The 14,927-nt window shown below is 32.9% G+C and carries 7 protein-coding genes; all 7 read left to right on the top strand.

Annotated features, from left to right (window positions below):
* Positions 1-108: 108 nt before the first annotated feature.
* The 7 genes from HYG84_RS01905 to HYG84_RS01875 all read left to right on the top strand — a co-directional run bounded on the left by HYG84_RS01905 (position 109) and on the right by HYG84_RS01875 (position 14,844).
* The gene (locus HYG84_RS01905) at positions 109-585 is read left to right on the top strand and encodes a CPBP family intramembrane glutamic endopeptidase (protein ID WP_212380284.1); all 477 of its coding nucleotides are present in this window, start codon (positions 109-111) and stop codon (positions 583-585) included.
* A 317-nt stretch (positions 586-902) separates the two neighbouring features.
* Positions 903-1,220, top strand: a complete 318-nt coding sequence (locus HYG84_RS20800) for an ATP-binding protein (protein ID WP_212382033.1) — start codon at positions 903-905, stop codon at positions 1,218-1,220.
* 486 nt (positions 1,221-1,706) lie between these two features.
* Positions 1,707-2,864: an iron-containing alcohol dehydrogenase gene (locus tag HYG84_RS01895; RefSeq protein WP_212380282.1), complete on the top strand. Its 1,158-nt coding sequence runs from the start codon at positions 1,707-1,709 to the stop codon at positions 2,862-2,864.
* Positions 2,865-3,134: 270 nt separating this feature from the next.
* On the top strand, positions 3,135-6,533 hold the full coding sequence (gene addB, locus HYG84_RS01890; protein WP_212380280.1) for a helicase-exonuclease AddAB subunit AddB: 3,399 nt from the start codon (positions 3,135-3,137) through the stop codon (positions 6,531-6,533).
* Entirely contained in the window at positions 6,517-10,110 is a 3,594-nt protein-coding gene (gene addA / locus HYG84_RS01885) for a helicase-exonuclease AddAB subunit AddA (RefSeq protein ID WP_212380278.1), read from the top strand. Before addB ends, addA begins: the two co-directional genes overlap by 17 nt.
* Positions 10,107-11,327, top strand: coding sequence for an exonuclease SbcCD subunit D (locus HYG84_RS01880; RefSeq protein WP_212380276.1), 1,221 nt, complete (start codon positions 10,107-10,109; stop codon positions 11,325-11,327). Before addA ends, HYG84_RS01880 begins: the two co-directional genes overlap by 4 nt.
* Complete coding sequence (locus HYG84_RS01875) at positions 11,317-14,844, top strand: AAA family ATPase (protein WP_212380274.1); 3,528 nt, start codon at positions 11,317-11,319, stop codon at positions 14,842-14,844. The genes HYG84_RS01880 and HYG84_RS01875 overlap by 11 nt, the downstream gene beginning before the upstream one ends.
* The last annotated feature ends 83 nt before the right edge of the window (positions 14,845-14,927 follow it).

Below are 14,927 nucleotides of genomic sequence, written 5' to 3'. Positions count from 1 at the left end.
CTATTTATTTCTTTCATTTGGTTATTACTATTGGTTGCAGTAATAATGTTATATTCACTAAATTATTTAGTGAATGAAAAACTTATTACTGGCATCATGATAATGCTGATGATAATTTTTATTGTAATAACTGATAAAATTAAAAATTATAATTGGAAATTAAATTTTCATCTATTTTTATTTATATTTATTATTTCTATTATTATTGGAATATCAATAGTTATTCCTAGATATTTTTTATTTAGAGATATATATTTATCTAAGATTGCAATAAAAAGTGTTCTGTTCATTTTTATTCATCCTGCTCTGAGTGAAGAGGTATTATTCAGAGGGTTTCTTATACATGGTTTAAATAGTTTAAATTTAAATATAACATATGTTAATATGATCCAATCTATTTTATTTGGACTTATGCATTTAAATTTGTACAAAGATTTTGGATGGTGGTCCTTACTTATGGTTAGTATACAAACTTTAAGCGGATTTTTATATGGGAGCTTATATTTAAAGAGTAAATCCTTAACTGCTTGTGTTTTGCTACATGGATTTTGTGACTTAATAGGACTGTCAATATCTTATGTTTAATCATAATATTATTTGTATAATTTATAACCTATTATGCTAGTAAAACTTACTAATAAGAAAACTCTAACAATTATGTTAACCTATCATTAATTATCATCACGAAATCATGATGGTATGGTAACATATACCAAGGGCCTGTAAATATTCTATCAAAGAAGTAGATAATTTAAAGGATTTTATTACAGTAATCGAAGGATTAGATTTATATTTAATAATTAGCTTTAGAATTAAGTTTAAGTACTACTGGGTATCTTTAGCTACCCCTTTTATACGCCTTCACACCTTTTTAACTATGCTTTTTATAACGAAAAGAAGAAATTAGAATCGCCTTTAAAAATCTTATAGAAAATGGTATTAAATATAGTAGTGATAAAAACATATATATTAAATCATACAATGAAAATCCTTTTAAAATAACCGTATGTAATAATTGCAGACCTATGCCAGAGAAGTTAAAGAACCATTTGTTAGAGCCTTTTATCAAATACAATTATGAAGACTTACAACTGGTAAGTTCAGGTCTGGGGCTATTTATTTGTAAAGAGCTACTATCTAAAAATAAGGCCGAAATAACTTACAGTATAGTAGAAGATAACATTTGCTTTAGTATAGAATTTATGAATTACCAATGTTAATTGGACTTTTCATTGAAGAAAAAAAGATAAGGGTCTATTAAGTTATTTTTTCTTAGCTGTTTTTTAGGAATATTGTATTTTACAATTAAATTAGTTATAAGAGAATATATAGATAAAATTATTAGAGATACAAGCAATAGTCAATATCTAAATTAAAAGTATATAAATCATTAAACGAATCGTTCCTTTATTTATTTTGAGGGGGCGATTTTGTGTTAAGCCCATTATACTTAAAATAACAACTGGTACTTATAACATAACACGTTGTTATATTTTTAACTATATGTTATTGTATTATTATAATATAATTTTAAGGTATATAACATATCAAATTGTGCATAATATATCAAATTGTGTATAAAGAAAAATTAAATGATATGGTTGAGTAAAAAATATGATATTAAAACCAATGTTTTTGTTGCTAATTCATCAATCATCGATGCAAGATTATAAAATAATTTTAAAAAAATAGGAGGATGAAAAATTATGTCATTAAAATGGTTTAGAGTACCAAGGGATATTGTGTTTGGAGAGGGAGCATTAGAATATTTATCTACTTTAGAGGGAAGGAAAGCAACCCTTGTGACGGGTGGAAGTTCTATGAAAAGGTTTGGATTTTTAGATGAGGCTAAAAAACAATTAGAAAAAGCAGGAATGGAAGTCTCTATCGTGGATGGTGTTGAACCGAATCCATCTATAGAAACAGTCATTCGTGGTGGTCAAGAGATGGCAGCATTTAACCCAGATTGGATCATTGCCATCGGCGGAGGTTCAGCCTTAGATGCAGCCAAAATCATGTGGATTTATTACGAATATCCAGAAACCAAATTTGAAGATTTAGTAAATGGAAAATTCCCTAAACTAAGAACAAAAGCAAAATTTATCGCTATTCCTTCTACTAGTGGTACAGCTTCAGAGATCACTGCATTTTCTGTAATAACAGATACGCAAAATCATATTAAATATCCACTGGTTTCTTACGAAATCACTCCAGATATTGCTTTATTAGATCCAAACCTACCAGCAAAAATGCCTCCTCACATTACAGCTCATACTGGAATGGACGTAATGGCACATGCTTTAGAAGCATATGTATCAACTAACGCTTCAAGCTATACTGACCCATTAGCATTAGAAGCCATCAAACTGGTTTTCAAACAGCTTCCAACCGCTTATATCGATGGAAATAATATCCAAGCAAGAGAAGATATGCACAATGCTTCTTGTATCGCAGGAATGGCATTTACCAATTCTTCCTTGGGGATTATACACAGCTTAGCTCATAAGATCGGTGGAGAATTTGGGATCACTCATGGTCTAGCCAATGCAATATTAATGCCTTATATTATAGAATATAATCGAAAATCCACAGATAAATTTACTAAAATTGAAAATAGTCTTGGAATAAAAAATATCGTAGAAGAGTTGAAGGCTCTTAACTTGAAAGTAGGTATTCCATTAACTTTAAAAGAAGTGACAGAAGTTGAAATCACTGAAGAAAAATTCTTAGAGGTATTAGATAGAATGAGTCAAAATGCCTTTAATGATCCATGTACATTAACCAACCCAAGACAATCTTCTCCAGAAAATGTAAAAGAAATCTATAAAGCAGCATTTTATGGCACAACAGCTAAAAATATTTAAGAGAAAAATATGAGGTTTTTTATATCGCAAAAGAACATGGAAATGATTATAAATGCATTAATATAAAGACAAGAAGTTGAGTAGGTATCTATTTTGGAAGTTTATAGAAGAAGCTATTAACAATACAATAAATGATGGCATTATCTACAGTAAGATTCGATCCTTAGAAACTAAAACACTAGTTTCTAGGGATTATTTTCTATTTAAAACATCTGTTCTACATATGATATAATTATGTTAATACACAGTACTGAAACGAGGTGCAATATAATGGCGATTAGATACATATTTGGTAGGGCAGGTAGAGGGAAAAGCTACTTAGCTCTTGAGGAAATAAAAGAGAGATTACAAGAAGAAGGGGATAATAAGTTATTTCTTTTAGTTCCAGAACAGTTTACCCTACAAGCAGAACGGGACTTAATAGGCAAGCAGGAGCTAAAGGGTATTATGAGGGCAGAGGTATTGAGCTTTACTAGACTTGCCCATCATGTATTTAGCGAAGTTGGTGGAATTACTAGGGTGCTAATTAATGATCTAGGTAAAAATATGATTTTAAGAAAGATTGCCGATGAATCTTCTAAGGATCTTTCTATTTATAAATCCATTGCCAAGCAAGATGGATTTATTGAAAAATTAAGTGAGCTTATATGTGAAATGAAACAGCACGATATAACTCCCATTGAGCTGACTATGGAGCTTAATGAAATGGAGGAAGATACAATATTAAGGCGAAAGCTAGAGGATATTACCCTTCTATATCAAAGGTTTAATAATTATTTAAAGGGGAGATATGTAGATAATGAAGACCATGTGGACTTACTTATTGAGAATATTGAGAGAGTTCAATTTTTAGAAGGTGCGGAAATTTGGATAGATGGGTTTCAGACTTTTACTCCCCAAATATTTAGGGTTATTGAAAAATTAGCAGAGAAGGTAAAAAACATTACCATTACCTTTACTATGGAGTTAAATTCTAAGGAAAAAGATAAGGATTTATTCCAGATTAACCAAAAAACATATTTAAAAATAAAGGCAATAGCTCAGAAATTAAGATTAGAGGAAGAGGTAATCAATTTAGATATAACTGAAAGACAGGTATTGCCAAAGGTTAAAGAGATTGAGCATATAGAAAGAGAGTTGTATAGCTATCCATATAAGCAATATACTGATGAAATTATTAATTTAGAGGTTTTTGCTGGCTCTAACCTTTATTCAGAAATGGAAAACGTGGCTGCTCAAATAATTCATTTAGTACGTAATAGAGGCTATAGATGGAAGGACATAGCCCTCGTTTCTGGTGGACTGGATCAATATAGTATGATATTGAAAAGGGTATTTGAAGAGTACAATATACCTTATTTTATGGACGAAAAAAGGTCTATTATGAACAATCCTATGATAGAGCTTATTTTCTCTAGCATAGAAATTCTAGCTAGGGGATATCAGTATGAGGACGTATTCAGATTTCTAAAAACCGGTTTTAGTGATTTAACAAAGGATGAGGTAGAGGAGCTGGAAAACTATGTTCTTCAATATGGCATTAAAGGAAGGGCTTATTCTGAAGCATTTACAAAAGGCGATGAAGAGAAACTTGAAAAATACAACGATTTAAGAGAAAGATTTATTTCTAACTTCACTAAATTTGAAAAAAAGATTTATCGTAAAAAGAAGGTTGGAGATATTACAAAGGCGTTGTTCGAGTTTATGAAGAACCTTAACATAGAAGAAAAACTAGATAGCTGGATTGAAGAGCTTAGAGAACAAAAATATTTTGAGTATGTAAATGAAAACACCCAAATATGGAATAAAATTATGGAGATACTTGACCAGTTAACAGAAATATTAGCTGAGGAAAGCACTACATTAAAAGAATATGGGAGGATTTTGGAGGCTGGATTTTCAGCATGTGAAGTAGGGGTTATTCCTTCCACTGTAGATCAGGTACTAGTTGGTAGTATAGAAAGGTCAAAAAGTCATGATATTAAAGCTTTATTTGTAGTAGGAGTAAACGATGGAATACTTCCTTCTGGCAAAGAGGACGGTGGAATACTGTTGGATCATGAGCGGGAATCTTTGGAGAAAAAGGGGCTTCCCATAGGCACTACTTTAGAAACTTCACTACTAGAAGAACAGTTTATGATATACTCTGCCTTCTCAAAGCCTACAGAATATTTGTGGATAAGCTATGCCTTGGCAGATCAGGAAGGTAGAGCCATGAGGCCTTCTATTTTAGCAGACCGTTTTAAAAAGCTATTTAAAAATTTAAATATAAAAAGTGATGTTGTAAATACTTTGGATAGACAGCTTCATCTTATAACAACACCAGTTAGTACATTTAAATATATGACAGAAAACATAAGACTAAAAATGGACGATAAACCAATGGAAGATGTTTGGTGGGATGTATATGGTTGGTACACTGACAATTCTAAATGGGAAGAAAGACGTAATCTTATGGTTAAGGGACTATTCCATCAAAATCAAATCACCTACATAGGAGAGAAAAAGGCAAGAAGTCTTTATGATAATCCTATTAAATCCAGTGTTTCTAGGCTTGAAAGATTTGCAAACTGTCCATTCTCTCATTTTGTGACCTATGGCTTAAGACCAAAGGAGAGGAAAGAATATGAGCTGTCTAATCCAGATATAGGGAGATTATTCCACGATTCTATGGAGCAGTTTACCAAGGAAATGATGGCAGAACAAATCCAGTGGAAGGAGTTAACTAGGAAGCAAAGCGATTATTTAGTTGAAAAGGTTATAGACGAAATGGTACCAGAGTTTGAACATGGTATTATGCTCAGCACCCACAGGTATAAGTACTTGGTTACTAGGCTAAAAAGAATTAGCAAAAGGGCTATATGGACCTTAACAGAGCATGTAAAGAAAGGTGAATTTGTTCCTATGGGCCATGAAATTAATTTTGGTCTTGATGGAGATATACCTCCTATTGTGATTGAACTTGAAACTGGAGAGAAAATTTATTTAGAAGGTAGAATAGATAGAGTTGATATATTAAATGATGAAGAAGGAAATTATGTTAAAATAATTGATTATAAATCTGGAAGTAAGGATTTTAGTCTTTCTGATGTTTATTATGGCTTTCAAATTCAGTTAATGGTTTATTTAGATGCAATATTGTCTAGTCAATCTCAAAAACATAAGGTAGAGGTTCACCCTGGAGGTATATTTTACTTTAAAATAGATGATCCAATGATTAAAACTACAGAAAAGGCAGTTGAGGAAGTAGAAAAGGAAATAAATAAAAAGCTAAAGATGAGAGGATTAGTACTAAAGGATGTAAATATTATTAAAAAGATAGATGAAGAGATAGGTAGATCCTCTGATGTTATTCCAGCAGGATTAACAAAGGATGGAGAAATATCTAAGACATCCTCTGCCCTTCCAGAAGAGGATTTTAAAGCCCTACTTAAGCATGTAAGGGGACTTATTAAGGAAATTGGAGAGGAAATGCTAAAGGGAAATGTTAAAATAGAACCTTTTAAAAAAGGTGAAGATACTTCTTGTAAATATTGTACCTATATTTCCATATGTCAATTTGATAATAGCTTCCATGAAAATCAATATAAAAATGTTAAGGAATTAAAGCCCGATGAAGTCCTTGAAAAGATAAAAAAGGAGGGAAAGGCTGATGAGAAACTGGACTAGAGAGCAACAATCTGCCATAGATGCTAGGGGAAGTAATCTTTTAGTAGCTGCTGCGGCTGGTTCTGGTAAAACTGCTGTACTTGTTGAGCGGATTATTCAAATTATTTTAAAGGATAAAATTGATATAGATAAGCTTTTGATAGTGACCTTTACCAATGCTGCTGCTGGGGAAATGAGGGAAAGAATAGCAGGGGCTATAATGGAGGAAATGGAGAAGAAAACCAATCAAGAAGAACATTTAAGAAGACAAATTAACCTTCTTAACAGAGCATCTATAACCACTATCCACTCCTTTTGTATAGATGTGGTAAGAAAGCACTTTCATATTATTGATGTGGACCCTGGCTTTAGAATTGGAGATGTTACAGAAACCAGCATTATGAGATTAGAAGCCTTAGAAGAGTTGTTTGAAGATGAGTATGAAGGGGCAAATGATGTATTTTTTCAATTAGTTGAAGCCTTTGGAGGAACAAGGGAAGATAGACCACTACAGGATTTAGTGTTAAAAGTATATGGTTTTATTCAAAGTCAGCCCTATCCAGAAGCATGGCTAAAGGAAAAGGTAGAGGAATTTTCCCTATCTATTGAAGGCTTTAATGATAGTTCTTGGATTAAAACTATTAAAGGTAGAATTGAAATTCAGTTAAAGGGTGCTATAGATCTTTTAAACGATGCACTTACTATTGCCCAACAACCTACTGGACCAGAGGTCTACGAAGAAGCCATACTTTCGGACTTAGGCCAAATAAGGGAGCTTTATGGTAATTTACATATGCCTATTATCTCATTTTATGATAGGTTAAACAGCGTAAAGCACGATAGATTAAAGACCTCAAAGGAAAGTGATCAAGTTTTAAGGGAAGAGGCTAAGGGGCTAAGGGATAAGGCTAAGGATATTATTAAGGATATAAAAGACAATATCTTTACTGTTAGTCCAGAGGAATATGTGGATGATTTAAATAGACTATCCCCTTTAATGGATTATTTATATAAACTTATTACAAGGTTTACAAATATATATGCTGAAAAGAAGGCGGACAGAGGTATTGTTGATTTTAACGACTTAGAGCATTATGCCCTTAAAATTTTAGCTAATGATCTGGTGGCTAAAGAGTATAAGGAAAGATTTGAATATATTTTTGTAGACGAATATCAGGATAGTAACATTGTGCAGGAAACTCTTATCCAATCAATTAAGCGAGATAACAATCTTTTTATGGTAGGAGACGTTAAGCAAAGTATTTACCGCTTCCGTCTAGCGGATCCTACCCTATTTATTGAAAAGTACGAGACCTTTGGAGAAAAAGAAGGAGATATTAATAGAAGAATAGACCTTGCTAAAAACTTTAGAAGTAGGGGTGAGGTTTTAAGAGGTGTTAACTATATATTTAGGCATATTATGTCTAAGGAACTAGGAGAAATAGACTATGATGATAGAGCTGCCCTATATCAAGGAGTTAGTTTTGAGCCTATAGAAGATCCCTCTATAGAAGTTAATTTGATAGAAAAAAATGTGGAAATAGATGAGGATATAGAAGAGGAATTGCAGGAGTTGGCAGACATCGAGGTAGAGGCTCGTATTGTAGCTAAAAGAATTAAGGAGTTACTAAGTGAAGAAATTTATGACGGACGAATTGGAGCATATAGAAAACTAGAATACAAAGATATTGTAGTGCTTTTAAGAACAACACAAAACTGGGCCCAAAGCTTTTTAGAGGTATTTGTTAGGGAAGGAATACCTGCCTATGCCGATGCCAACACAGGATATTTTGAAGCTATAGAAGTAAATATGTTTCTTAATTTATTAAGGGTAATCGATAATAAAAGGCAAGATATTCCACTACTAAGTGTTATGCGTTCTCCTGTTGGTGACTTTACTACAGAGGAACTAATTAACATTAGAATAAACGACAAAAGTGGTACCTATTACGATGCAATAGAGAAGTATATTGAAGAAAATGATGATAACTTGAAGAGTAAACTTACTTCCTTTATTGAAAAGCTAAATAAATGGAGCAATGAGGCTAGATATATAAAAATAGACCAATTTATTTGGAAGCTTTTTATGGACACTGGCTACTACTATTATGTAGGAGCTATGCCTGGTGGACTTCAACGTCAAGCTAACCTTAGAATTTTATTTGATCGTGCTAGTCAGTTTGAAAAGACCTCTATTAAGGGTTTGTTTAACTTTATAAAGTTTATTGAAAAGCTCCAAAGCAGTAAGGGCGATATGGGTGCGGCAAAAATACTTAGTGAAAATGATAATGTGGTTAGAATAATGAGTATCCATAAAAGTAAGGGCTTAGAGTTTCCTGTAGTAATTGCTGCGGGGATGGGGAAGAACTTTAACCTTAGGGATACCAGCGCAGATGTTTTACTTCATAAGGACCTAGGCCTAGGGCCAAAGTTTGTAGACCCTGAGTTAAGAACCTATAGAGATACAATTGCAAAGCTTGCTATGAAGGATCAGATCAAGATAGAAAGCTTATCGGAGGAAATGAGGATTTTATACGTTGCATTTACCAGACCAAAGGATAAGCTTATTGTAGTAGGTTCTTTACGAAACATAGATAAATTAGTTAAAAATTGGAATAAGGTAGATAACACCTATTCCTTAATGAATGCAAGGAATTATTTAGATTGGATAGGTGCTGCCCTTATAAAACATCCTGATGGTGAGGTTTTAAGACAGCTTGGAGATTTCGACTTTGATGATTTTAAATATAAAGATGAGGATTCTAAATGGACAGTAAATATTTTAGGAAGACAAGCCATAATACTGGAAGAGCAAGAAAAACTATTAAAGGAAGAGGAATATAAGGAAAAGCTTATTAATTTTAATAGGGAAGACTTTTCTCCAAATAGCTATACTGGATATAAAGATGAAATTGACAGTAGATTAAACTGGCAGTATGAATATCCTCAGGCAATATTTATACCATCTAAGCTATCCGTATCGGATATTAAAAGAGCTAATTTTCATGAGATGGATTCCATTGTCCATCAAATACCGATTTTGGTTAAGTCCCCTAAGTTTATGGAAGGTAAAAAGGCCTTTACAGCGGCGGAAAGAGGTACTATTATCCACTTTGTTCTTCAGCATTTAGATTTGAATAATGTTGATAGTGAAGATAATATTCATCAACAGGTGAATTTTATGGTGGCTAGAGAGCTTATTACAGAAGAGGAAGCTAAGGTAGTAAATGTGGAGAAAATACTTAACTACTTTAACAGTGAGATAGGCAAAAGAATGCTTATGGCAAAGAAAGTATATAGGGAATCTCCTTTTATTATTGAAAAATCTGCTGTTGATGTAATTAATGGATCCTCGGAAGAACTAGAGGAAAAGCTTCTTGTTCAAGGGATTATTGACTGCTATTTTGAAGAAGAGGATGGTCTAGTTCTAGTGGATTATAAAAATGATATTGTAATTAATGGAGATATCCATAGTGTAGCGGCAAAATATGAAGTACAGCTATCTCTTTATAGGGAAGCCTTGGAGAGAGTTACAGAAAGAAAGGTAAAGGAAACCTATTTATATTTATTTGATGTGGATCAAGGGGTGAGAATATGAGGATACTACACACCTCCGACTGGCATTTAGGTAAAAACCTAGAGGGTAATAGTCGGCTTGCAGAACAGGAAAGATTTTTAGATGAATTAGTTAATATAGTTGAGGAAAGAGAGATAGATCTTATTTTAATTGCTGGAGATATTTATGATACCAGCAATCCCCCTGCACAAGCAGAAAGGCTTTTTTATAACAGTGTAAAAAGGCTTTCCAGAAACGGAGAAAGGCCAGTAATTATAGTTGCAGGAAACCACGATAACCCAGATAGACTAGTGGCTGCCAGCCCTCTAGCTTATGATCATGGAGTTGTATTACTTGGGAAGCCAAAAAGCACTATTGAAATAGGAAAATATGGTTCATTTCAAATTGTAGATGCTGGGGAAGGATTTTTAGAGATGGAAGTTAAAGGGGAAAGGGTAGTTGTACTTACCCTTCCCTACCCTAGTGAACAAAGACTTAACGAGCTACTTTCAGAGGAAATAGAAGAAGAAGCTAGAAGAAGATCCTATTCAGAACGTATTGGGGAGATTTTCAGTAATCTATCAGAAAAATATAGGGAGGATACTATTAATTTAGCTGTTTCTCATCTCTTTGTTATGGGTGGAGAGGAGGTTGGCTCCGAAAGACCAATCCAACTAGGAGGCTCCTTAACAGTTGATGCCAATCATCTTCCACAAAATGCCCATTACGTGGCTCTAGGGCATTTACATAAGCCACAAAAAGTTGTAGGCAGTGGAAAATTAAAGGCCTATTATTCGGGTTCTCCCATTGAATATAGTAAAAAGGAAATCCATTATAGTAAATGTGTATATATGGTGGATGTTAATGTGGGAAAAGAGGTAAAAGTAGAAGAGGTTTATTTGAAAAACTACAAGCCTATAGAAGTGTGGAAATGTAAAAGTATAGAAGATGCCGTAAAAAGATGTCAAGATGATGGTGAAAGGGATATTTGGGTTTATTTAGAGATTGAAACGGATAGGGTAATGACCCAGTCAGAAATTAAGGAAATGAAGAAACTACGTCCTCACATAGTAGAGATTAAACCCGTATTTAAAGAAATGGAGAAGGAAGAAGAGGATATAGCGGATATTGCATCCATGAGGATTGAAGATTTATTTAAGGACTACTACATATATAGAAATGGTGTTAATCCTACAGAGGAGCTAATGGACCTATTTAGTACAATTGTACAGGGAGAGATGAAAGAAGATGAGGCCTAGTCTATTAAAAATAAAGGGAATAAATAGCTTTAATAATGAGCAGATAATTGAGTTTGATAGGTTAGTAGAAAAGGGGTTATTTGGAATCTTCGGCCCTACCGGCAGTGGTAAGTCCTCCATATTAGATGCTATAACCTTAGCCCTATATGGAAATATTGCAAGAGACTCTAAAGAGTTTATTAATACAGAAGCTGACAGAGGAGAGGTAAGCTTTGAGTTTCAAATTTTAGATGGGAAAGCTCGAAAAATCTATCGCTTAGAAAGAGGAATTAGACGGAAAAAAGGTGGCGGTATAGAGACCTCCCTAGCCAGAATAATGGAAATAGACGGAGAGGAAATAAACATACTTGCTGAAGGGGTTACCAGTGTTAACAATGAAGTAATAAGGGTTATAGGTCTTAATTCTGATGACTTTACCCGATCTGTAGTTCTTCCACAAGGAAAGTTTAGTGAGTTTTTAAAGCTAACTGGCAGGGAAAGACGAAATATGCTGGAGCGCATTTTCGGGCTAGAGCAGTATGGTAAAGAGATAATGGACAAAATTAATGCTGAAAGAAAAAAATATGATGTAAAGCGAATAGATTTAGAAGGTCAGCTTAAGGGCTACGAAGGTATTACTGAGGATTATTATAAAGAAGTATCAGACAAACTCGCTTTGTTATTAGAGGAAGAGAAGGAGCTTAAGACTGAAATACAAAGGCTAGATAAGGAATATGAAGATAGTAAAAGAATTTGGAGTTTGCAAGAAGAACTAAAGATATATGAAGCTACTAAAAAGATATTAGAAGAAAAGAAGCTAGAAATAGAGGAAAGTCGCAGAAGGTTTGTAATGGGTGAAAAGGCTAACCTACTAAAGCCTTACATTACAAATTTAAGATCTATAGACGAAAAAATAAGTATTAATAATCTAGCTTTAGAAAAACTAGAAAAAGACTTACCAAGGGTTAATGAAAAACTAAAAGAGGTAGAAGAAAATCATCAAAAAGCCTTAGCATATAAAGAAGAACAGTTTCCAAATTTAATAGCTAAAATAGAAAACTGTAAACAGGCCCAGGAGATGGCGGAACAAAATCAGATACTAATAAAAGAAATTAAAGTCCTTGAAGAAATCTATATAAGTAACACTAAACATAATGAAGATAAATCCAAAATATTAGAAAAACTAAGAGCCAGAAGGTTGGAACTTCAGTTAAAAGCAAAGGAAATAGAGAAATATTTAGAGGAAATATACATAGGGCCCCATATTAGAGAAGGGCTAGAAGAAGCCTATAGGCTGGAAAAGGATATGGAAAAAGTATCATTAGAGAAAAAGGAAAATGATAAACTTCTTTTGGACTTATCTAAGATTATAGAAAATAATAAAATAAAACTAAAGGAAGAATTAGATAAAAAAGAAAAGCTAGAAGTAGTATTACGTAAATTTATTGAAGATGGAAAGTTATTGGAGAAAACTCCTTTAAAGGATGAAAATTTTATTTTTACAAATAAGATAGAGCTGGAGAAGAAAAAAGGAGAATTAACTTCCTTGGAAGAACATTTAATTCAAAAATCAGCTTTAGTTAAAGATATAGAAGACTTATTAATGGTAAAATCCTCCTTGGAAAAAAAGCAAGGACAGTATATTTCACAAATTAATGAAGCGGAAAGAAATCTAGAAGTATTAAAGACAGAAGTTAAAAATTTAGAGATGCAATCCTTTGCAGCACAACTAGCTAAACATTTACATAAAGATCAGTCGTGTCCCGTATGTGGCTCAAAAGAGCATCCACATCCTGCACAGGACAAAGAAGCAGAGTTCTTAATAGATAAAACCGATGAGTTAAATGGAATTGAGACAATGTTAATTGCTTTAAAGGAAGAGAAAACAAAGCTAGATATTTCCATAGCCCAGATAGTTAAAGAAGAAGATATAAAGAAGACTAATTTAGAAGATATAGAAAAGCTAGTTAAAGATCAGTCTATTGAGGATATTAGAAAAGAAGTTGTAGAATTAGAAGAAGAATTAGAGAAATTAGCTAAGAAGAGAGAAGAATATATTAGTAGTAAAACTAAAGTAGAAGAGGAAATAGAAAAAAACAAAGAAAATATAAATACTACGAATACATTAATTGCAGGATTAAATATAGAACTGCAAAAAGATGGTGGAAGCTATAATACACTAGGCAATAAGATTGATAAGCTATCGCAAAGTATCAAGGATATGTCCTTATTATATGAAAAATTAAAAGATGAACTCAAAATTGAAAATATTGCTGTCGAATATAATCAAATGAAAAGTTGGGATAGAGAAAGATCGGAAAAAGAAAAAGAACTAAAAAAATTGAGAGAAATTGTAGAAGTGGAAAATCGACAAAGAGAGAGCCTAGAAGAGAAGCTACATTCCTTAAATTTAGAAATAGTAAAAAATAAACAGCAGTTAGAAGAAAATAAAAAACAACTAGCTTTATCTATTGAAAGAATAAAAAAACTTGCTGAAAACAAGAATCCTAAAGAGTATAAGGTAGCCTTAGAAAACAAAATAAAAGAGGTAGAAGAAGCAGAAAAAGCGCTTAAAGAAAGGGTTGAAAGGGGTAAAGCTCTGCAGCAAAAGATGGTAGAAGAAAAGGCTATTGCAGAGAATAACAGAGTTAATTTAGCAAATGATTACGGTCTAAAAAAACTAGAACTAGAAGAAAATACTAAGGAACAGGGTTTTGGTTCCATAGAGGAAATAAAAGAATACTTATTTGAAGAAGAACAATTAAAGAAATTAGAAAAACGAATTATGGCTTATGACGATGAGGTTAAAAATATTGATCATAACTTAGGCAGAATTAATAAGGCTTTAGATGGTAGGCTCTTAACAGAGGAGGCTTGGATTCAAATACAGGAGTTATTGGCTAACAAAAAGCAAACTCAAGAGGAAAAATCCAAGGAAATTGGAGAAGTTCAGCAAGTTGTTAAGGATGTTAAAGAAAAGCTGGAAACCATAAAAGAGCTTAAAAAAGAGGAAAAGAAAATAACCCATAAGCTGGACCTTCTTTTAGAATTAAGCAAAATGCTGGAGGGTAATAGGTTCGTAGAGTATGTAGCTATTAACCAATTAAAGTATATTGCAAAAGAAGCTTCAAAATGGCTAAAAGAAATTACAAGAAGTAGATATGCGCTAGAGTTAGATAGTAGCGGTAACTTTATAATGAGAGATGATTTTAACGGTGGAATTAGAAGGGCAACAAATACACTTTCTGGCGGAGAAACTTTTTTAACCTCTTTATCACTTGCATTAGCCCTATCCTCCCATATCCAACTAAAGGGAAGTGCACCATTAGAGTTTTTCTTCCTTGACGAGGGATTTGGTACACTCGATAGTGACCTACTTGAAGTTGTTATGAATGCCCTAGAAAGACTACACTCAGAAAAGTTAAGTGTTGGAATTATAAGCCATGTAGAAGAACTTAAAAGTAGAGTTCCTATTAAGCTAATTGTTTCACCTCCAGAGTTTGGTGGAGAGGGGACGGCTGTTAGGATAGTATTATGATTCCTTATTGATTAATAAGATAAAGGTCAACTTAAACAGCGGTTGACCTTTATAGTTAATATTGTAAAACATTTAAAACAAAA

It is taken from the genome of Alkaliphilus sp. B6464 (assembly GCF_018141165.1).
Taxonomy (GTDB): domain Bacteria; phylum Bacillota; class Clostridia; order Peptostreptococcales; family Natronincolaceae; genus Alkaliphilus_B.
This window is presented reverse-complemented; position numbering and strand designations above follow the sequence as displayed.